A 17,743-nucleotide genomic window follows, 5' to 3' on the forward strand; every position below is an offset into this window, starting at 1 on the left:
TGCGACCGAAGTTCTTCCGGTTTTGACATGCGCATGGTGGCGCACTGAGGAGAGCCCCACAAGGGGCGAATTCAGGTCACCAGGCCCTGCCGGTAGGCGTAGACGACTGCCTGGACACGGTCGCGGAGCCCGAGTTTGGCGAGGATGCGTGACACGAAGGTCTTGACGGTCTCCTGACTGATCAGGAGGGTCACGGCGATCTCGCTGTTGGAGAAGCCGTCCGCGATGAGGCGCAGGACCTCCAGTTCACGCGGGGTCAGCGGGATGTCGTCCGGGGTGCCGTCGCCCGGCCGGATCCGGGCGGCGTACCGGCCCACGAGCCTGCGCGTCACCTCCGGGTCCAGCAGGGCGGCGCCCGTCTGCACGGTCCGGATTCCGTGCAGCAGGTGGACCGGCGGCGCGTCCTTGAGCAGGAACCCGCTCGCCCCGGCGCGCAGCGCCTCGTAGACGTACTCGTCCAGGTTGAACGTGGTCACCACGAGCACCTTGGCGGGATGCCGCACCCCGGCACCGGCCAGCAGCCGGGTGGCCTCGATGCCGTCGAGCACGGGCATCCGGATGTCCATCACCACGACGTCCGGGCGCAGCCGGCCGGCCATCTCGACCGCCGTCCGCCCGTCCCCGCACTCGCCCGCCACTTCGAGGTCGGGCTGGGCGTCGATGATCGTGGCCAGCCCGGTACGGACCAGGACCTGGTCGTCGCAGACCAGGACCCGGATCGGCTCGCTCATGCGGAGCTCCCCGCGGGTATGCGGGCCCGGACGACGAAGCCGCCGCCGGCCCGCGGGCCGGCGCTGAACTCGCCGCCCAGGACGTCGACCCGCTCGCGCAGACCGGCGAGACCCCGCCCGCTGCCGCCCGGAACCCGGGCCCGCGCGCCCGCGCCATCGGTGCTGACCTCCACGGAGATCTCCCTTTCACTGTGCCGCACATGGACCGAAGTGAGGCTTCCCTGAGCATATTTGAGGGCATTCGTCAGCGATTCCTGCACGACCCGGTAGGCCACGAGATCGGCGCTGCCGGTCGACTCGGCCGGAGTGCCCTCCTCGGTGAACTCCACGGTCTGCCCGGCCCGGCGGGTCCGTTCCACCAGCGGGAGCAGCCTGCCGACGGTCGGCTGCCGTGCCTCGGCGCCGTGGTCGGGGTTGAGGAGGTCCAGCAGATGCCGCAGGTCGGTGATGGCACGCCGGCCCGTGTCGGTGACGGTGGTCAGGGTCTGATCGAGGCGTTCGGGCGCGGCGGTCAGATAGCGGGCCGCCTCGGCCTGCACGACCATCGCCGTGACGTGATGGGTCACGACGTCGTGCAACTCCCGGGCGATGCGGGTGCGTTCGGCGGCACGTGTGTCCTCGGCGACGCGGCTGCGGCGTTCGGCCTCCGCCCTGCGGGTGGACCGCAGCCAGGCCCCGGCGCCCCAGGCGAAGGCCAGCACCAGGTAGAACGTCACGAACTCGATGGGCGGTTCGCCGGTGCCGAACCTCAGGAGCACGAGCGACAGCGGCACGTACGCCGCGGAGAGCAGAAGCACGACGGCCCGCCGGTGCCGTTCCAGATGCGATCCCGCGCTCAGCAGCGCGATGGGCAGCGAGACGCCCGCGACCAGGTGGTAGCCCCGGAGCTGGTCCGCGGCGAAGCCGAGTGACACCAGGGCCGCACAGGCCACCGGCCACCGTCGGCGTGCGGCGAGCGGGAGGCATTCGAGGGCCAGGACCACCAGGGCCGGCACGTCGAAGGAGTGGGTGGGCATCCCGCCGAGCTGCGTCCCGCGGCTGTGGAGCACCGGGACGAGCGACGCCGCGAGGAGCAGCAGTCCGAGCGGGAGATCGCGCAGGGCGACGGGGAGCCGGCGCCACTGCTCGGGAAGGCGCGAAGGACTGGTCACCGGGAAACTGTAGTGGCGGCTTCGCTCCGGACGGCCGGGCGGCGACGGGGGACCACATGGCCGCGCCGGTGGGCCAGCCACATGAACACGGCGGCCAGCACCGCGCCGAACACCACCGAGTACACGCTGCCTTCGGGGCCGAAGGCGCCTCCGGTGATCAGCTGCGGGCCCGAGGTCGCGGCGTCCAGCAGCCCCTGCTGGGTGTCGTTGCCCGAGACCTCGGTGCTGAAGATGCCGGACGCGGCGAAGTTCCACCCGAAGTGCACGCCGATGGGCAGCCACAGCGTGCGGGTGGCCGCGTACGCGGCGGCGAGCATGCCGCCGGCCTCGATCGCGATGGCGACGGCACCCCACAGGTCGGCGTCCGGGTTGAACAGGTGCGCCAGCCCGAACAGCGCGCCCGTCAGCGCCAACGCGATCCAGGTACCCGTGCGCTCCTCGACGAGCCGGAACAGCACGCCGCGGAAGAGCAGTTCCTCCGTCACGGCGGCCGCGGCCATGAAGCCCATCAGTCCGATCGCCCCCGTGACGGTTCCCAGCCCGTCGACCTCGTAGTGGCCGAGAAGGGCGATGTTGGCGATGACGGCCCCGAACAGACCGACGCCGATCAGTACTCCACGGCCGACGCCCGACCCCGCGCCCTTGCGGGCCAGTTCGGCCACCGGGCGGCGCTCCGTCCGCCCCACCACCCACCGGTACACCGGCACGGCGAGCACCGCCGTCAGAAGGCCGAGAACCAGCGTCGGCCACGGATTCCCCTCCACCGCGGCGACGCACTGACCGCCGATCATCGCGATCGCGACGACGGCGGCGATCTGCCAGACCACTCTCATGAGAACTCCTCAGCGGGACCCGCGGACGGTGCGCCGCGGCTTCGCTTCGACGCTACGGATCCGGCGGACAGGAGTCGTCACCGCACGGTGGACACCTGCGGGTAGCTCGCACGGGGGACGGCCCGTGGTCCACGGGGCGTCCAACGCACCGTGAACCACGGGCCGTTCGACCGGGGAACCGGAGCAAGCGCCGGGCTCCTCAGGCTGTGGCGACCCGCTCCACCGGGATCCACAGCTGCGCCTCCGCCCGCGCGCCGTCGGGCGAGACGTGGACCCGCAGGATCTCCGGTCCCGGCCGGCTCCGGTACGGATTCGACGGGAACCACTCCGTGAAGACGTCACGCCACAGGTACTGGAGCGCCTGCGGGAAGGCGCCCGAGCTGTCGAAGACGGCCCAGGTGCCCGCGGCCACGGGGAGGGCGTCCATGTCCTCGGGCACGGGCGCCGAGCTCACCACCCCGTGGTAGTAGTCCAGTTCGGTGCCCTCCGCCCGGCCGTCGGCGAGATCGTCGCTCACCTGGACGATGCCCTCCGGCTCCTGATCGGACAGGCCCTTGATACGCGCCACGGTCTCCTTGCCGATGCTCCGGACGAACGTGGCGATGGCCGGGTTCACCCCCTCGTGCACCAGCGGAACGCGCGCCTTCCTGCCCACCACACGGAACTCCTCCTTCTCCACGATCCGGTATCGCATGCTGCTGGTCCCTTCGACGACGAGACGGAAGGACATCCGGGGCTGGGACCGCAACGCGGCACCGGTACGCCTGGCCTCACCCGGACCGACACCGTGCACGGTCCGGAACGCACGGGCGAAGGCCTCGCCCGAGGCGTACCCGTACCGCACCGCCACATCCAGCAGCGTCCGGTCCCCGGCCAGCACCTCGGCGCCCGCGACCGTGAGCCGCCTGCGCCGGATGTACTCCGACAGCGGCATCCCGGCGAGCGCGGAGAACATCCGCCGCAGGTGGTACTCCGAGGTCATCGCGATCCTGGCCGCCTCGGCGACGTCGATGCGGCCGTCGAGCCGGTGCTCGACGTACTCCATGGCCTCGTTCAGCCGCTCCAGCACCCGGGCCTCCTTCCTTTGACGTCCACCACGCTAGGAAAGGACCACCCTGCCCCACCCGACTTCCTGTGCCCGGTCCGGTCGGGTGCGCGTCAGCGGGGCGGGGGCGGCAGGGTGCCGACCGTCCTGCCCCGCCCCGGACGGCAGGACGCCGGCCGCCTTCCGCCTCAGCGCCCGGGCCGTGGAGAGTCAGGCGCGCGCCGGCCCGCGTCATCACGCCCTTCCCGCCTGCCCGCGCCCGGCCCGTCATGCGGCTCACAGGGGCCGGTTGTCACACCCGGCTGCGAGACTTCCGCCATGAGCGATGCAGTGAAGGGCCCCGCGAGCTATTTCCCGTCGATCGAGCAGAAGTACGGCCGTCCGGTCGCGGAGTGGAAGGAGCTCATCCGCGCCTCGCCGCTGACGAAGCACATGGAGATCGTGGGCTGGCTCAAGTCCGAGCACGCGATGGGACACGGCCACGCCAACGCCCTGGTCGCCCACACCCTCGCCGAGGACAAGGGCCGGTAGACGCGGCTGCGGGACCGGGGGACCAGGACCCGAGGACGAGAAGGTCCCGGCCGAAGGCAGGAGGCGCCCGGGCGCCCCGGCTGCGTACCGTCGGTCCATGACCCGCGACCACACCCTCGACCTCGACGCCTACCTCGCCCGCATCGGCTGGAGCGGGGAGCGCCGGCCCACCGCGGCCGTGCTGCGCTCCGTGCACCGGGCGCACGCACTGGGCATCCCGTTCGAGAACCTGGACCCCGTTCTCGGTACCGTGCCCTCCCTCGCCCTGGCCGACCTGGAGGCGAAGCTCGTACGGAGTGAGCGCGGCGGCTACTGCTACGAGCACAACACGCTGCTCACCGCCGTCCTCCGGGCCCTCGGCTTCGACGTCACACTGTTGTGCGCCCGCGTCGTGCTGGGCGCGGGCCCCGGGGACGTCCGGCCCAGGACGCACATGCTGATGCGGGTCGGGGTGCCGGGTGAGGCGACGCCGTATCTCGCCGATGTCGGTTTCGGTGCCGTGGGCTCGCTGCTGGAGCCGATCCCCCTGGTCCCCGGCGCCGAGCTGCACGACACCCCGCGCCACCACCGGCTCGTCCACACCCCGCACGAAGGGCCGCTGGAGCAGTGGGAGCTTCAGGCAAGGACGGGAGAGGGCGCGTGGCAGGGGCAGTACGCGTTCACGGTGGAGCCGTTCGAGGCGCCCGACTTCGAGGTCATCAACTGGCACATCGCGACCAACCCGCGCTCGCCGTTCGAGCATCTGCTGTACGTCCAGCACACCACCGGCGACGCCCACCTGTCGCTCAGCGGCCGCACGCTCGTGGTGACGGCCGCCGACGGCGGGCGGGAGGAGCGGGAGCTGGCGGACACCGCGGAGGTGGTGCGCGTCCTCGCGGACACGTTCGGGATCCGGCTGCCGGAGGGCGCCCGGCTGCCGGAGTGACCCGGACGGCGCCCGCGGACCGCGGCGCGCCGTGGCGCATGTCACCCGGCGCGGTCCGTCACGTCCCCGTTCCACCCCATTCCAAGCCCCGGCCCGGCCCGCGCCCGGGGTTCCCACGGCCGACGGGCGCGGGCACATGGCGATGGAAGCCGGGGCGGCGGACGGACGGACCCGGGTGGGTCAATGGGCGGGGAAAGGCCGGGCAGCCCGCGAAACACAGTCGTAAGCTCGCAGACATGCAGGTCATCCAGTCCACGAAGCTCGCCAACGTCTGTTACGAAATCCGGGGCCCCGTGCTCGAGGAGGCGATGAGGCTGGAAGCAGCAGGTCACCGCATCCTCAAGCTGAACACCGGCAACCCTGCCGCGTTCGGTTTCGAGTGCCCGCCGGAGATCCTCGAAGACATCCTGCGCAACCTGTCCGGGGCGCACGGTTACGGCGACGCGAAGGGCCTGCTGTCCGCGCGGCGCGCGGTGATGCAGCACTACCAGACCAAGGGAATCGACCTCGATGTCGAGGACGTCTACCTGGGCAACGGCGTCTCCGAACTGATCCAGATGTCGATGCAGGCGCTGCTCGACGACGGCGACGAGGTGCTCGTACCGGCTCCGGACTATCCGCTGTGGACCGCGTCGGTCTCGCTGGCGGGCGGCACGGCCGTGCACTACCGGTGCGACGAGCAGTCGGACTGGATGCCGGACCTGGCCGACATCGAGCGGAAGATCACCGACCGCACCAAGGCGATGGTGATCATCAATCCGAACAACCCGACGGGCGCCGTCTACGACGACGAGATGCTGCGCGGACTGACGGAGATCGCCCGGCGGCACAACCTGGTGGTCTGCTCCGACGAGATCTACGACCGGATCCTCTACGACGGAGCGACCCACACGCCGACGGCGGCGATCGCGCCCGACCTGATGGTGCTCACCTTCAACGGGCTGTCCAAGAACTACCGGGTGGCCGGTTACCGCTCCGGCTGGATGGCGGTCTGCGGGCCGAAGGCGCACGCCTCCTCGTACATCGAGGGGCTGACGATCCTGGCCAACATGCGGCTGTGCGCCAACATGCCCTCGCAGCACGCCGTGGCCACCGCGCTCGGCGGACGGCAGTCGATCAACGACCTGGTGCTGCCGGGCGGCCGGATCCTGGAGCAGCGGGACGTGGCGTACGACCTGCTGACGCAGATTCCGGGCGTGACCTGCGTGAAGCCGAAGGGGGCGCTGTACCTCTTCCCCCGGCTCGACCCCAAGGTCTACAAGATCAAGGACGACCGGCAGATGGTCCTCGACCTGCTGCGGGCCGAGAAGATCATGGTGGTGCAGGGGACGGGGTTCAACTGGACGGAACCCGATCACTTCCGCGTCGTGACGCTGCCCTCGACGAAGGACCTGACGGACGCGATCGGCCGGATCGCCCGCTTCCTGGACGGGTACGCGCAGGTCTGACCGGAGCAGACTCTCGAACACGAACAACTTTAGACTGAATCCAAGCTAGGATGGTCCCCACAGCACCACCAGGAGGCCATCCATGTACGAACCGATCCGCACCAAATCGGTCCACACACCGGCCGACCACGCCGACGACTTCCCGCACCGCACGCGCGAGGAGGAGCTGGACATCCAGCTCGCCGGACACCTGGCCGCCCTGCTCGCGGTCACCGACGAACTGGGACTCGGCGAGGCGGGCGACCGCATCGCCGAGCAGGTCGCCCGGTTGCGCGGCGCACCGCCCGCCCGGCACGCCGGCCTGAGCGACGCGTCCGCGGCCACCCTCCACCGCCGCGCCCACGCCCTCGCGGGCCGGGCCCTGGTGGTGGCGGCGTCCCGCGCCGACACCGTGGTCGCGATCCTCTCGGCCGAGCGTATGGACGCCCACACCGCAGCGGCCTCCGCCGCTGCCGCCGCCGATTCCGCCGCGCCCCCGCGGCTGGTCGGCGCCCTCTGACGGCCCCGGTCCACATGCCGTCGAGGCGTGTGGACCGGGTGCCACCCCTTCAGGACGTGGCCGGTTCCGCAGGCGATGCGGAACCGGCCACGCCCGTATGTCAGTGCCTGCCGCGCGTGGACCGGAAGCGGACCATGGCGAGGCCGGCCAGCAGCAACAGCGCTGCCGCGATACCGATCCCCACGGTGGTGCTGCCGGTGTCGGCGAGGTCACCCGGACGCCCGGGCGTCCCGTCGTGCGTGGGGTGCGGTCCCGGGCTCCAGTCCGGACCGTCCGAGTGGGTCCGGGTGGGAGTCGGGGTCGGGGTCGGACGCGGCGAGTGCGTCCAGGTCGGGGTCGGACGCGGCGAATGCGTCCACGTCGGGGTCGGACGCGGCGAATGCGTCCACGTCGGCGTCGGACGCGGCGAATGCGTCCACGTCGGCGTCGGACGCGGCGAATGCGTCCACGTCGGCGTCGGCTTGGGGCTCGGGCTCGGGATGGTGACCGGCACCTCCACCTCGCAGGGGAGGTCGGGCGCGCCCTCCGTCGCACAGCGCGCACCCGGGGTGTCCGAGGTCACGGCATTGCGCAGCATCGCGTCGCCGGTGTCGGGGTCGTCGACCGTCACCGTGTAGGTGATCGTCGCGGTGTCACCGGGGGCCAGGTTCCCGGACCAGTCGAGCGTGTTGCCGGTGACCTGGGCATTGCCGGTACTGGCGGTGGGTCCGGCCGTGAGCGCGGCGTCGTCGAGCACCCCGGACAGGTCGTCGGTGAGGTGGGCCGGACTCAGCGTGGTCTCACCCGTGTTGGTGGCGGTGACGGTGTAGGTGACCGTGCCGCCCTGTTCGGCGGTCTGCGGATCGGCGCTCTTGGCGATCTCCAGCGACTGGTCCATCTCCTTGACGGGCACGGAGGCGGAGGACTCGTTGGAGGTCACGTCGTCGCCCTCGTGAACCCCCTGGGCCGTCGCGGTGTTGGTGAAGGTGCCGGTGCCCGCGACGTCCGCCTCGGTCAGGACATGGGTACCGGTGCACACCATGGACGAGGTGCTGGAGCCCATCGGCCCCAGGGTGTCGCGCGGGCACGTCGCATCCGTCACGGAGGGATCCGTGACATGGACGTCGGTGAGCTCCGAGGTGCCGGTGTTGGTGACCAGGAACTCGTAGTGAACCGTGTCGCCGACTTCGAACGGCTCGGTCGCGGCGTTGTCCGGGGGAGCGACCGTCTTGACCAGGTTCAGCTGGTCGAGGGTGGTGACGGAGCTCGCCTGAAGGGCGCGGATCAGGTGGGTGTCGATGCTGCCTCCGGTGGATCCGGAGAAGCCGAACTTGTACGTCGCCGGCGCGTCGGCGGTCATCTGCGTCGACAGCACGGGCTGGAAGCCGGCGCCGTCGTTGAAGTCGATCTCGACGCCCACGGTCGGCCGGGTGTCCGGGCTGACCGTGATGTGCACGGTGCGCTTGGCGGGCAACGGGTCGGTGCCCTGGAAGCGGAGGCTGCCTGGCAGCGTGGAGACGAAGCCCGACGCCTGGGTGGCGTCCGGCTCGATGGTGGAGTCGAGGTAGCAGTAGCCTTCGTCGCCCTGCCCCGGGCCGCGCAGGGTGACGGTGTTCGTCACCGGGAGCTCGCTGGCGACCGGGGACTTCTGAGAGTCGGGGCAGCCGTTTCCGCGCAGTTCCGCGTCGTTGGCGAAGTTGCCGTAGGCATCGAGACCTACGCCGAGGTAGCCGCCGTCGACCCCCGGCTCCAGATTGCGCTGGGCATAGCCGAGCGAGCCGCCGTTCGCGCCCGCCTTGGTCAGGTCCACCGACCCGTCCACCAGGAAGAAGCCGATGCCGTCGGCACCGGAGTCGTTGGTTCCGTACTGATACTGCTCGAAGGTGACGTCGAGGCCGCCGTTGCCCGGCAGCGGCCGGTTGTAGAGCATCCCGCCGACCCGGTAGTAGTCGTGGTCGGTGAGCTGGAGCCAGCCGGGCGTCTCGCCCGGGGTGGGCACGGGCGGGGTCGTCTGGGTGGCGGGGTCGTCGCACGGTCCGACCTGGGACTCATCGGCCGCCGGTTCCGCCGAGGCTCCGGTCAGACAGGCGTTGTCCAGGGGCACGAAGCCGGGGTCGGACACCGAGGTGCCGGTGAAGGTCTCGTCGAGCAGCACCGATTCGCCCAACGCCCGCGGAGCAGTCGGTGCGGCGGCGGTGGGCGCCGCGGTCAGGATCAGGCCGAGGGCCGTTCCGGCGGACGCCGTGGCGGCAAGCACCGGAGCGCGCCGCAGACGTTCATACTTTTTCATGACATCAAGGTAAAAATGCCAGGCAGAGGCCTCGGTGTACACGCCTCCGACACGCCGCAGCGGCGGCTGAATGGCGTCCCCCGGGTCCCCGTCCCGGGGCGCGGCGGACGCGTACGCCGGGACGGCCGGCCGTGCCCCGGCCACGAAGAGGGCCGGACGGCACCCGCCGTCCCGGGAAACGGGAGCGGCCCCCGGAACCGCTGTCGGTTCCGGGGGCCAGGGCCGTGTTCGTGCACGTCCCTACCGCGGCAGGCCTTTGACCCCACAGGTCAGGGCGGATGTCGGGAGCCGGGCCGCGGAGTTCGAAGGGGCGGTCAGCCCAGGCGCTGGACCAGCGCCCGGTACTCGTCCCACAGTTCCTTCGGCGTGTGGTCACCGAAGGTGTTGAGGTGCTCGGGGACCAGCGCCGCCTCCTCGCGCCAGACCTCCTTGTCCACCTTGAGCAGGAAGTCCAGGTCGGACTCGGAGAGGTCCAGGCCCTCGGTGTCGATCGAGCCCTTGGCGGGCAGGATGCCGATCGGGGTCTCGACGCCCTCGGCCTTGCCCTCCAGGCGCTCGACGATCCACTTCAGGACGCGGCTGTTCTCGCCGAAGCCGGGCCAGACGAACTTGCCCGCCTCGTTCTTGCGGAACCAGTTCACGTAGTAGATCTTCGGGAGCTTGGACTGGTCCGGCTTGTCCGCGCCGACCTTCAGCCAGTGGTTCATGTAGTCGCCCATGTTGTAGCCGCAGAACGGCAGCATGGCGAACGGGTCGCGGCGCAGCTCGCCGACCTTGCCCTCGGCGGCGGCGGTCTTCTCGGAGGCGACGTTGGCTCCCAGGAAGACGCCGTGCTGCCAGTTGAAGGACTCGGTGACCAGCGGGACGGCCGAGGCGCGGCGGCCGCCGAAGAGGATGGCCGAGATCGGCACACCCTTCGGGTCCTCCCACTCGGGCGCGATGATCGGGCACTGGCCGGCCGGGACCGTGAAGCGGGCGTTGGGGTGCGCGGCGGGCGCGGTGGACTCGGGGGTCCAGTCGTTGCCCTTCCAGTCCGTGAGGTGCTTCGGGAGCTCCTCGGTCATGCCCTCCCACCAGACGTCGCCGTCGTCGGTGAGCGCGACGTTGGTGAAGACGGAGTTGCCCCACATGGTCTTCATCGCATTGGCGTTGGTGTGCTCGCCGGTACCGGGCGCGACGCCGAAGAAGCCGGCCTCGGGGTTGATCGCGTAGAGGCGGCCGTCCTCGCCGAACCGCATCCAGGCGATGTCGTCGCCGATGGTCTCGACGGTCCAGCCGGAGATCGTGGGCTCCAGCATGGCGAGGTTGGTCTTGCCGCAGGCGGAGGGGAAGGCCGCCGCGACGTACTTCGACTCACCGCGCGGCGGGGTGAGCTTGAGGATCAGCATGTGCTCGGCGAGCCAGCCCTCGTCGCGCGCCATGACGGAGGCGATGCGCAGTGCGTAGCACTTCTTGCCGAGCAGGGCGTTGCCGCCGTATCCGGATCCGTAGGACCAGATCTCGCGGTCCTCGGGGAAGTGCGAGATGTACTTGGTGGAGTTGCAGGGCCACGGAACGTCCTCCTGGCCCTCCTCCAGGGGTGCGCCGAGCGTGTGGACGGCCTTGACGAAGAAGCCGTCGGAGCCGAGCTCGTCCAGGACGGCCTGCCCCATGCGCGTCATGGTGCGCATCGAGACGGCGACGTACGCGGAGTCGGTGATCTCGACGCCGATGGCGGAGAGCGGCGAGCCGACGGGGCCCATGCAGAAGGGCACGACGTACATGGTGCGGCCACGCATGGAGCCGCGGAAGACGCCCTTGTCCCCCACGAAGATCTCCCGCATCTCGGCGGGGTCCTTCCAGTGGTTCGTCGGACCGGCGTCCTCCTCCTTGGCGGAGCAGATGAACGTCCGGGTCTCGACGCGCGCGACGTCGCTCGGGTCGGAGGCGGCGTAGTAGGAGTTCGGGCGCTTGATCTCGTCGAGCTTGGTGAACGTGCCCTTGGCGACGAGCTCCCCGCACAGGCGCTCGTACTCGGCCTCGGAGCCGTCGCACCACACCACTCGGTCCGGTTCGGTGAGGGCTGCGATCTCGTCGACCCAGGAGACGAGCTCCTGGTGGTTGGTGGGAACAGTGAGGGGAGCCGCGATGTCGCGCGCCACGATCGCTCCTTGATGAGGGTGTCTGTTTGGTAGGCCCCGTGGGGGCTGCGACCCGGATGCTTCTACCCCTTCGAATTCCCTGGCGCTCATCCGGTGCCGACCGCACTCATTTGATCATCCGACCGTTCCGCCCATATGTCCAGGGGGCCGCCCACGTGAGCATTGCCACTCGTATCCGATACCTACGGAGGCGTAGGTACGATGCGGGAATGACTGCCGCCTCCGCCGCCGCACCCGAACCCGCCGGGCTGGAACCAGCCGGAACCATCGCGGCGGAGGTCAAGCCACGTATGCGCGGCTGGCTGCACGCCGGCATGTTCCCGGCCGTCCTGATCGCGGGCATCGTGCTCATCGCCCTGGCGGACAGCACCCGCGGCCGGATCGCCTGCGCGATCTACATCGTGACCGCGTGCCTGCTCTTCGGCGTGAGCGCGGTCTACCACCGCGGCACGTGGGGGCCGCGCGGCGAGGCCGTCCTGCGCAGGCTCGACCACGCGAACATCTTCCTGATCATCGCGGGCACCTACACCCCGCTGACCCTGCTCCTGCTGCCCGAGTCCACCGGGACCCCGCTCCTGTGGGCGGTCTGGGCGGCGGCGGTCGCGGGCATCGCCTTCCGGGTCTTCTGGGTCGGCGCGCCGCGCTGGCTCTACACGCCCTGCTACATCGCGATGGGCTGGGCCGCGGTCTTCTTCCTGCCGGACTTCATGCGGACCGGCGGGATCGCGGTCCTGGTACTCGTCGTGGTCGGCGGGCTGCTCTACAGCGCCGGGGGCGTCATCTACGGCATCAAGCGGCCGAACCCGTCACCGCGCTTCTTCGGGTTCCACGAGGTCTTCCACTCGCTGACGCTCGCGGCGTTCGTCGTCCACTACGTCGGCATCTCGCTGGTGGCCTACAACCACAACTGAGCCTCCTCCCACAACCGAGCCCTCTCCGGAGAAGGGCCGCAGCCTTCGGGCCGCGGCCCTTTCGCATGTCCGGGCGGCGACAGCGGGGCCACACATTGACACTCGCAATCTTTTGAGAGTTACTGTCACTTGACTGCAACTATCAAAGGAGTGGGACATGGACCGGCGCTGGTGGGCCCTCGGGGCCCTGGTGGCGAGCATGCTCGTCCTCGGCTTCGACATGACGATCCTCAACGTGGCGCTGCCGACGATGGCCGGTGAGCTCGGCGCCACCACCGGCGAACAGCAGTGGATGGCCGACGGCTACGTGGTCGTGTTCGCCGCGCTCATGCTTCCGGCCGGCCTGCTCGGCGACCGCTTCGGACGCCGCCGGATGCTCATCGCCGGCCTCGGCGTCTTCCTCATCGGCTCGGTCATCGGCACCCTCGCCGACAACGTGCCCACCGTGATCGCCGCCCGCTGCGTGATGGGAGTCGGCGGTGCGCTCGTGATGCCGCTCGCCATGGCCGTACTGCCCTCGTTGTTCGGCGAGCCCAAGGACCGGATCAAGGCCGTCGGCATCGTCTCGGCCGCCTCCGCGCTCGGCATGCCGCTCGGCCCGATTCTGGGCGGCTGGCTGCTCGACCACTTCTGGTGGGGCTCGGTCTTCCTCGTCAACATCCCGATGGTCGGCATCGGCATCGCCGCCTGCGTGTTCCTGCTCCCCGAGACCCGCGACCCCGCGGCCCCCGCGGTCGATGCCGTCTCCACCGCCCTGTCCGCGACCGGCCTGGGCGCCCTGATCTACGGAGTCATCGAGGCGCCGGGCCGGGGCTGGGGCGACCCGCTGGTCCTGACCGTCCTGGCCGCGGGCGTGATCCTGATCGCCGCGCTCGTCCTGCGCGAGCGCAGGTCCGCCCGCCCGATGCTCGACATGGCCCTGCTGCGGCAGCGGACGTTCCTGCTGAGCACACTCGCCTCGACGCTCGTCATGTTCGCGCTGGCCGGGCTGATGTTCATCCTGCCCGGATACCTCCAGGCGGTACGCGGCCACGACGCCTTCGGCACCGGTGTGCGGATGCTGCCGATGATGGGCGGACTGATCCTCGCCACCAGGGCGGGCGGCCCGGTCAACGCACGCTTCGGGGCCCGCGCCACGATGTCGGCCGGACTCGTCGTGCTCGCCTTCGCCGCGCTGCTCGGCAGCCGTACGACGGTCGGCAGCGGCTACGGATTCACCGCCCTCTGGCTCACCATCGCCGGCGCCGGCTTCGGCTTCGCCGTCGTCCCCGCCATGAACGCCGCCCTCGGCGCCCTGCCCCCGGACCGCGCGGGGAGCGGGTCGGGGCTGCTGATGACCGTACGGCAGACGGGCAGCGCCCTCGGGATCGCCCTGCTGGGCAGCCTGCTCGCCGGGGCCTACAGCAACCGGCTCGACACCACGGGACTGCCGGCCGCCGCCGCGGACACGGCCGGTGACTCCGTCGTCGCCGCCCACGCCGTCGCGGCACGGCTCGGGGCGCAGCGGCTCGCGGAGTCCGCCGACGCCGCGTACGTCCACGGCATGAGCCTGGTCCTGCTGGTCGTCGGCGCCACCGCACTGGTCAGCGCGCTGCTCGTCGGGGCGTTCCTGCCGGCCGCGGAACCGGAGCGGGAGGAGCCCGCGGACGTGGCCGCCGTCCCCGTCGATGCCTGACAATGGCAACCATGGCCGCCACCTCCCGTACCCCCTCCTTCACCGCACCCGAGGCGCAGCCCCCGATGGGGCTGCGCGAGCGCAAGAAGCTCAAGACCCGGGTCGCGATCCGGCAGGCGACGTACCGCCTCATCCAGGAGCAGGGCTACGAGGCGACGACCATCGAGCAGATCGCGGAGGCGGCCGAGGTGTCGCCGAGCACGGTGTTCCGGTACTTCGCGACCAAGGAGGACATCGTCCTCACCGACGAGTACGACCCGATCATGGAGGCCGTGCTCCGCAGCCGCCCGCTGGACGAGCCTCCGCTGGAGTCCCTGCGGCTGATGATGCGCGAGGCGCTGACGTCGTTCGCCGCCGCGGAGGACGAGGAACTGCGCCAGCGCACCCGGCTGATGGTGGAGGTCCCCGCCATCCGCTCCCGGATGACGGAGACCATGTCGGACACGGCGAAGGTCCTCTCCCAGGTGCTCGCCGACCGCACCGGCCGCAGCGCGGACGACCTGCGGATCCGGGTCTTCATCGCGGCGGTACTGGGTGCGCTGCGCGAGGTCACGCTGTACTGGGGCGAGCACGGCCAGGAGGGCGACCTGATCACGATGGTCGACGAGGCGATGATCGCGCTGGAGGGCGGCCTGCGGCTGTAGCCGCCTCAGGAGGACGTGCCGCCGAGCGCCTGCGCCAGCGCGTCCGGGTCCGTCGTCGGCGCGTCGCAGACGAAGTGCCGGCACACGTACGCCGTCGGCGCACCGCCCAGCATCGGCCGCTCCGCCAGCAGCGGGAACTCCGACCCCGCCGTCTCCCCCGCCGCGACGACCGCGCCGGGCGCCGTGCCCAGCAGGGCCGTACGGTGCAGCGCGCCGCCGACCGGTCCGGCGACCGCCACCTCGCGCGGCCCGTCGAGCAGCGCCTCGGCGACCGCGAGGCCCCAGCCGATGAAACGCGGCGCGCGCGGCCCCAGCGCCTTCACCACACCCAGCGCGCCTTCCGCAGCCGTGCGGTGCGGCTCCGATCCGGTGTAGGCGGCGTACGAGAGCAGCGCACCGGCCGCCGCGGTCCAGCCCGCCGGGGTAGCGCTGTCGGTGGGGTCCTGCGGGCGGCGGATCAGCTGCTCGGCGTCGTCCGCCGTGTCGTACAACTGCCCGCCCTCACCGGTGAAGTGCTGGAGCACGATGTCGGTCAGGAAGCCCGCGAACTCCAGCCAGGTCCCCTCGCCGGTGACGGCGGCCAGGGCCAGGAAGCCCTCCGCGACATCGCCGTAGTCCTCCAGCACCCCGGCGTGCGTACCGGCGCGGCCGTCCTTCGAGGTACGGACCAGCCGGGCGACCGGGCCCATGTGGAGCCGCACCAGCAGGTCCGCCGCCTCGGTGGCGCGCTCGATCAGGTCGGGCCGGCCGAAGTAGGCCCCGGTCTCGGCGAGCGCGGCGATGGCCAGCCCGTTCCACGCCGCGACCACCTTGTCGTCCCGCCCCGGCCGCACCCGCAGCTCCCGGGCCGCGAGCAGCCGGGCGCGCACATCGGCGGCCCTGCCCTCGTCGGTCGCCTCCGGCGCGTCCGTGCGCGGGAGCTGGAGCACCGAGGAGCCCTCCTCGAAGGTGCCCTCCTCGGTCACCCCGAAGAGCTCCGCTGCGAACACGGCGTCCTCCTCGCCCAGCACCTCACGCAGCTGCGCGGGCGTCCAGACGTAGTAGGCGCCCTCGACGTGCTTCCCGTCCGCGTCCTCGCTGTCGGCATCCAGCGCGGAAGCGAAGCCGCCCTCGGCCGTGCGCAGTTCACGGACCATGAAGTCGGCGGTCTCCAGGGCGATCCGGCGGGCGGACTCCGATCCGGTGGAGCGCCACAGATGGGCGTACACGCGGCAGAGCAGCGCGTTGTCGTACAGCATCTTCTCGAAGTGCGGGACGACCCACTCACGGTCCACCGCGTAGCGGGCGAAGCCGCCGCCGAGCTGGTCGTAGATCCCGCCCCTGGCCATCGCCTCGCAGGTGTCGGCCGCCATCTGGAGTGCGCCGTCGGCCCCGGTGCGGGCGTGGTGGCGCAACAGGAACTCGATGGCCATCGACGGCGGGAACTTGGGCGCGCCGCCGAAGCCGCCGTGCTTCGCGTCGTACTCACGGGTCAGCCCGAGCAGCGCCTGCGCGAGCTCCGCCTCACCGGGCAGCCCGTCGCCGCCGTGGTCCAGCGTGCGCTCGGACAGGTCGTGGACAATACGCGCGGCTACCTCGCCGACCTCGTCCCGGCGGTCGGTCCAGGCCGCCGCCACTCCTTCGAGCACCTGCCGGAAGGACGGCAGACCGTGCCGGGACTCGGGCGGGAAGTACGTGCCGAAGTAGAAGGGTTCGGCGTCGGCGGTGAGGAACACGGTCATCGGCCAGCCGCCCTGCCCGGTCGCGGCCTGCACCGCCTCCATGTACACGGCGTCGACATCCGGCCGCTCCTCGCGGTCGACCTTGACCGGCACGAAGTGCGCGTTCAGGTACTCCGCGACCTCGGCGTCCTCGAACGACTCGTGCGCCATCACGTGACACCAGTGGCACGCGGAGTATCCGACGCTGAGCAGCACCGGAATGTTCCGCCTTCTGGCCTCCTCGAACGCCTCGGGCGACCACGGCCACCAGTCGACGGGGTTGTCGGCGTGCTGAAGGAGATACGGGGAGGTGCTCTGCGCAAGTCGGTTGGCCATGCCCCAATCCTCGCGCACCCTCCTCCACGAGACCCGCGCGCCACGGGGCGGTAGGCAAACGGGCAGGCGGGACGGATACTCCGGGCCGAAGCCGGGTGGACCGGCAGCGGAACAACGCCTCCGCGCCGCGGGCGGGAAGGCGCAAGGACGATCTCGCGAATGTAATAGAGATGGTCTTACACTCATTCCATGAAGCAGAACCGATCCGGAGTCACCGAGAACATCTCCGTATCCATGCCTTCCGACCTGGTCAGCGAACTCCGGTCGAGGACTGGACGACGAGGGCTGTCCGGCTACGTCACCGAGGCTGTCAGGCACCAGCTCGCCATGGACGGGCTCGCCGAGATCGTGGCATCCCACGAGGAGGAGCACGGCGCGCTCACGGAGCGGGAGATCGAAGCCGCTCGCCGTGAACTGTTCGGAGACGAGAACACCGAGCGGGGCGCCGCGTGAAGGAGCAGCCGGCCCGCTCGCTGGTGCTCGACTCCGAGGCACTCTCCCTGCTCCTACGTAACGACCGCGGAATGGCGGCTCGCATCGAAGCCTCGCGCCAGGCCGGGATCCCTGTCCACGTGTCCGCGCTGACCATCGTTGAAGCCGTGCACGGAGAGACCGATCTCTCACGCTTGAAGTGGGTGCTCTCCCGACTACGAGTGGAGCCGGTCAGCCAGGAGGATTCCCTGACCGCGGTGGCACTGCTTCAGGACGCGGGCGGGCTGCATGGTCACACGTACGCGATCGATGCCCTCGTTGCCGCGCTCTCACTCCGGCTTCCGGCTCCTGTGATCGTGCTGACCTCGGACCGTGACGACTGGTCGAAGCTCTGCGGGAAGCGCGTGATCATCAAGGACGTGTAAACGCCCGCGATCCACTGGGTTCAGCCGGAGGCGGTACGGCGACCCCG

16 protein-coding genes are annotated in these 17,743 nt (G+C 70.9%); 9 read left to right on the top strand and 7 right to left on the bottom strand.

Features of this window, described 5'->3' with window-relative positions; genetic code table 11:
* Positions 1 to 71: 71 nt before the first annotated feature.
* From ACIQMX_RS02645 to ACIQMX_RS02660, 4 genes are all read right to left on the bottom strand, one after another.
* On the bottom strand, positions 72 to 731 hold the full coding sequence (locus tag ACIQMX_RS02645; protein WP_363075478.1) for a response regulator transcription factor: 660 nt from the start codon (positions 729 to 731) through the stop codon (positions 72 to 74).
* On the bottom strand, positions 728 to 1,882 hold the full coding sequence (locus ACIQMX_RS02650) for a sensor histidine kinase (RefSeq protein ID WP_402474507.1): 1,155 nt from the start codon (positions 1,880 to 1,882) through the stop codon (positions 728 to 730). The genes ACIQMX_RS02645 and ACIQMX_RS02650 overlap by 4 nt, the downstream gene beginning before the upstream one ends.
* On the bottom strand, positions 1,879 to 2,715 hold the full coding sequence (locus ACIQMX_RS02655; RefSeq protein WP_402474508.1) for a lysostaphin resistance A-like protein: 837 nt from the start codon (positions 2,713 to 2,715) through the stop codon (positions 1,879 to 1,881). The genes ACIQMX_RS02650 and ACIQMX_RS02655 overlap by 4 nt, the downstream gene beginning before the upstream one ends.
* A gap of 199 nt (positions 2,716 to 2,914) precedes the next feature.
* Positions 2,915 to 3,784, bottom strand: coding sequence for a GyrI-like domain-containing protein (locus ACIQMX_RS02660; RefSeq protein ID WP_402474510.1), 870 nt, complete (start codon positions 3,782 to 3,784; stop codon positions 2,915 to 2,917).
* Positions 3,785 to 4,078: 294 nt separating this feature from the next.
* On the opposite strand from ACIQMX_RS02660, the gene ACIQMX_RS02665 reads away from it, so the two are divergent.
* The 4 genes from ACIQMX_RS02665 (at position 4,079) to ACIQMX_RS02680 (ending at position 7,163) form a co-directional block, all read left to right on the top strand.
* On the top strand, positions 4,079 to 4,291 hold the full coding sequence (locus ACIQMX_RS02665) for a DUF4287 domain-containing protein (RefSeq protein WP_402474511.1): 213 nt from the start codon (positions 4,079 to 4,081) through the stop codon (positions 4,289 to 4,291).
* 97 nt (positions 4,292 to 4,388) lie between these two features.
* The gene (locus ACIQMX_RS02670) at positions 4,389 to 5,216 is read left to right on the top strand and encodes an arylamine N-acetyltransferase (protein WP_402474513.1); all 828 of its coding nucleotides are present in this window, start codon (positions 4,389 to 4,391) and stop codon (positions 5,214 to 5,216) included.
* A 236-nt stretch (positions 5,217 to 5,452) separates the two neighbouring features.
* Positions 5,453 to 6,664: a pyridoxal phosphate-dependent aminotransferase gene (locus ACIQMX_RS02675; protein ID WP_363075467.1), complete on the top strand. Its 1,212-nt coding sequence runs from the start codon at positions 5,453 to 5,455 to the stop codon at positions 6,662 to 6,664.
* An 82-nt stretch (positions 6,665 to 6,746) separates the two neighbouring features.
* Positions 6,747 to 7,163, top strand: a complete 417-nt coding sequence (locus ACIQMX_RS02680; protein WP_363075465.1) for a hypothetical protein — start codon at positions 6,747 to 6,749, stop codon at positions 7,161 to 7,163.
* Positions 7,164 to 7,263: 100 nt separating this feature from the next.
* On the opposite strand, the gene ACIQMX_RS02685 is transcribed toward ACIQMX_RS02680, so the two are convergent.
* The gene (locus ACIQMX_RS02685) at positions 7,264 to 9,432 is read right to left on the bottom strand and encodes a lectin-like domain-containing protein (RefSeq protein ID WP_363075463.1); all 2,169 of its coding nucleotides are present in this window, start codon (positions 9,430 to 9,432) and stop codon (positions 7,264 to 7,266) included.
* Positions 9,433 to 9,746: 314 nt separating this feature from the next.
* Positions 9,747 to 11,573: a phosphoenolpyruvate carboxykinase (GTP) gene (locus ACIQMX_RS02690; RefSeq protein WP_363075461.1), complete on the bottom strand. Its 1,827-nt coding sequence runs from the start codon at positions 11,571 to 11,573 to the stop codon at positions 9,747 to 9,749.
* A 209-nt stretch (positions 11,574 to 11,782) separates the two neighbouring features.
* Here ACIQMX_RS02690 and ACIQMX_RS02695 point away from each other — a divergent pair, with 209 nt between their 5' ends.
* From ACIQMX_RS02695 to ACIQMX_RS02705, 3 genes are all read left to right on the top strand, one after another.
* Positions 11,783 to 12,484 carry a hemolysin III family protein gene (locus tag ACIQMX_RS02695; RefSeq protein ID WP_363075459.1) on the top strand — a complete coding sequence of 234 codons (702 nt, stop codon included), beginning with the start codon at positions 11,783 to 11,785 and terminating at the stop codon, positions 12,482 to 12,484.
* A 157-nt stretch (positions 12,485 to 12,641) separates the two neighbouring features.
* Positions 12,642 to 14,159: a DHA2 family efflux MFS transporter permease subunit gene (locus ACIQMX_RS02700; protein WP_402474515.1), complete on the top strand. Its 1,518-nt coding sequence runs from the start codon at positions 12,642 to 12,644 to the stop codon at positions 14,157 to 14,159.
* Between the two features lie 11 nt (positions 14,160 to 14,170).
* Entirely contained in the window at positions 14,171 to 14,803 is a 633-nt protein-coding gene (locus ACIQMX_RS02705; protein ID WP_363075455.1) for a TetR family transcriptional regulator, read from the top strand.
* A 5-nt stretch (positions 14,804 to 14,808) separates the two neighbouring features.
* On the opposite strand, the gene ACIQMX_RS02710 is transcribed toward ACIQMX_RS02705, so the two are convergent.
* Positions 14,809 to 16,839 (bottom strand): thioredoxin domain-containing protein, encoded by a 2,031-nt coding sequence (locus ACIQMX_RS02710; RefSeq protein WP_402474517.1) that lies wholly within the window; start codon positions 16,837 to 16,839, stop codon positions 14,809 to 14,811.
* A gap of 189 nt (positions 16,840 to 17,028) precedes the next feature.
* Between ACIQMX_RS02710 and ACIQMX_RS02715 the strand changes: the two genes are divergently transcribed.
* Together ACIQMX_RS02715 and ACIQMX_RS02720 are read left to right on the top strand one after the other, a co-directional pair.
* A complete protein-coding gene (locus ACIQMX_RS02715; protein WP_402474519.1) occupies positions 17,029 to 17,292 on the top strand; it encodes a hypothetical protein in 264 nt (87 codons plus the stop codon).
* Entirely contained in the window at positions 17,289 to 17,696 is a 408-nt protein-coding gene (locus ACIQMX_RS02720) for a PIN domain-containing protein (RefSeq protein WP_363075449.1), read from the top strand. The genes ACIQMX_RS02715 and ACIQMX_RS02720 overlap by 4 nt, the downstream gene beginning before the upstream one ends.
* Positions 17,697 to 17,743: the final 47 nt, after the last annotated feature.

The sequence above is a fragment of the Streptomyces sp. NPDC091416 genome (genome assembly GCF_044756845.1).
In the GTDB taxonomy this organism is placed as follows: Bacteria; Actinomycetota; Actinomycetes; order Streptomycetales; family Streptomycetaceae; genus Streptomyces.

Bases quoted from the DNA above. Each gene is read 5' to 3' on its own strand.
- ACIQMX_RS02645 (WP_363075478.1), bottom strand. From the start codon at position 731: ATGAGCGAGCCGATCCGGGTCCTGGTCTGCGACGACCAGGTCCTGGTC.
- ACIQMX_RS02655 (WP_402474508.1), bottom strand. From the start codon at position 2,715: ATGAGAGTGGTCTGGCAGATCGCCGCCGTCGTCGCGATCGCGATGATC.
- ACIQMX_RS02665 (WP_402474511.1), top strand. From the start codon at position 4,079: ATGAGCGATGCAGTGAAGGGCCCCGCGAGCTATTTCCCGTCGATCGAG.
- ACIQMX_RS02670 (WP_402474513.1), top strand. From the start codon at position 4,389: ATGACCCGCGACCACACCCTCGACCTCGACGCCTACCTCGCCCGCATC.
- ACIQMX_RS02675 (WP_363075467.1), top strand. From the start codon at position 5,453: ATGCAGGTCATCCAGTCCACGAAGCTCGCCAACGTCTGTTACGAAATC.
- ACIQMX_RS02680 (WP_363075465.1), top strand. From the start codon at position 6,747: ATGTACGAACCGATCCGCACCAAATCGGTCCACACACCGGCCGACCAC.
- ACIQMX_RS02685 (WP_363075463.1), bottom strand. From the start codon at position 9,432: ATGAAAAAGTATGAACGTCTGCGGCGCGCTCCGGTGCTTGCCGCCACG.
- ACIQMX_RS02695 (WP_363075459.1), top strand. From the start codon at position 11,783: ATGACTGCCGCCTCCGCCGCCGCACCCGAACCCGCCGGGCTGGAACCA.
- ACIQMX_RS02700 (WP_402474515.1), top strand. From the start codon at position 12,642: ATGGACCGGCGCTGGTGGGCCCTCGGGGCCCTGGTGGCGAGCATGCTC.
- ACIQMX_RS02705 (WP_363075455.1), top strand. From the start codon at position 14,171: ATGGCCGCCACCTCCCGTACCCCCTCCTTCACCGCACCCGAGGCGCAG.
- ACIQMX_RS02710 (WP_402474517.1), bottom strand. From the start codon at position 16,839: ATGGCCAACCGACTTGCGCAGAGCACCTCCCCGTATCTCCTTCAGCAC.
- ACIQMX_RS02715 (WP_402474519.1), top strand. From the start codon at position 17,029: ATGAAGCAGAACCGATCCGGAGTCACCGAGAACATCTCCGTATCCATG.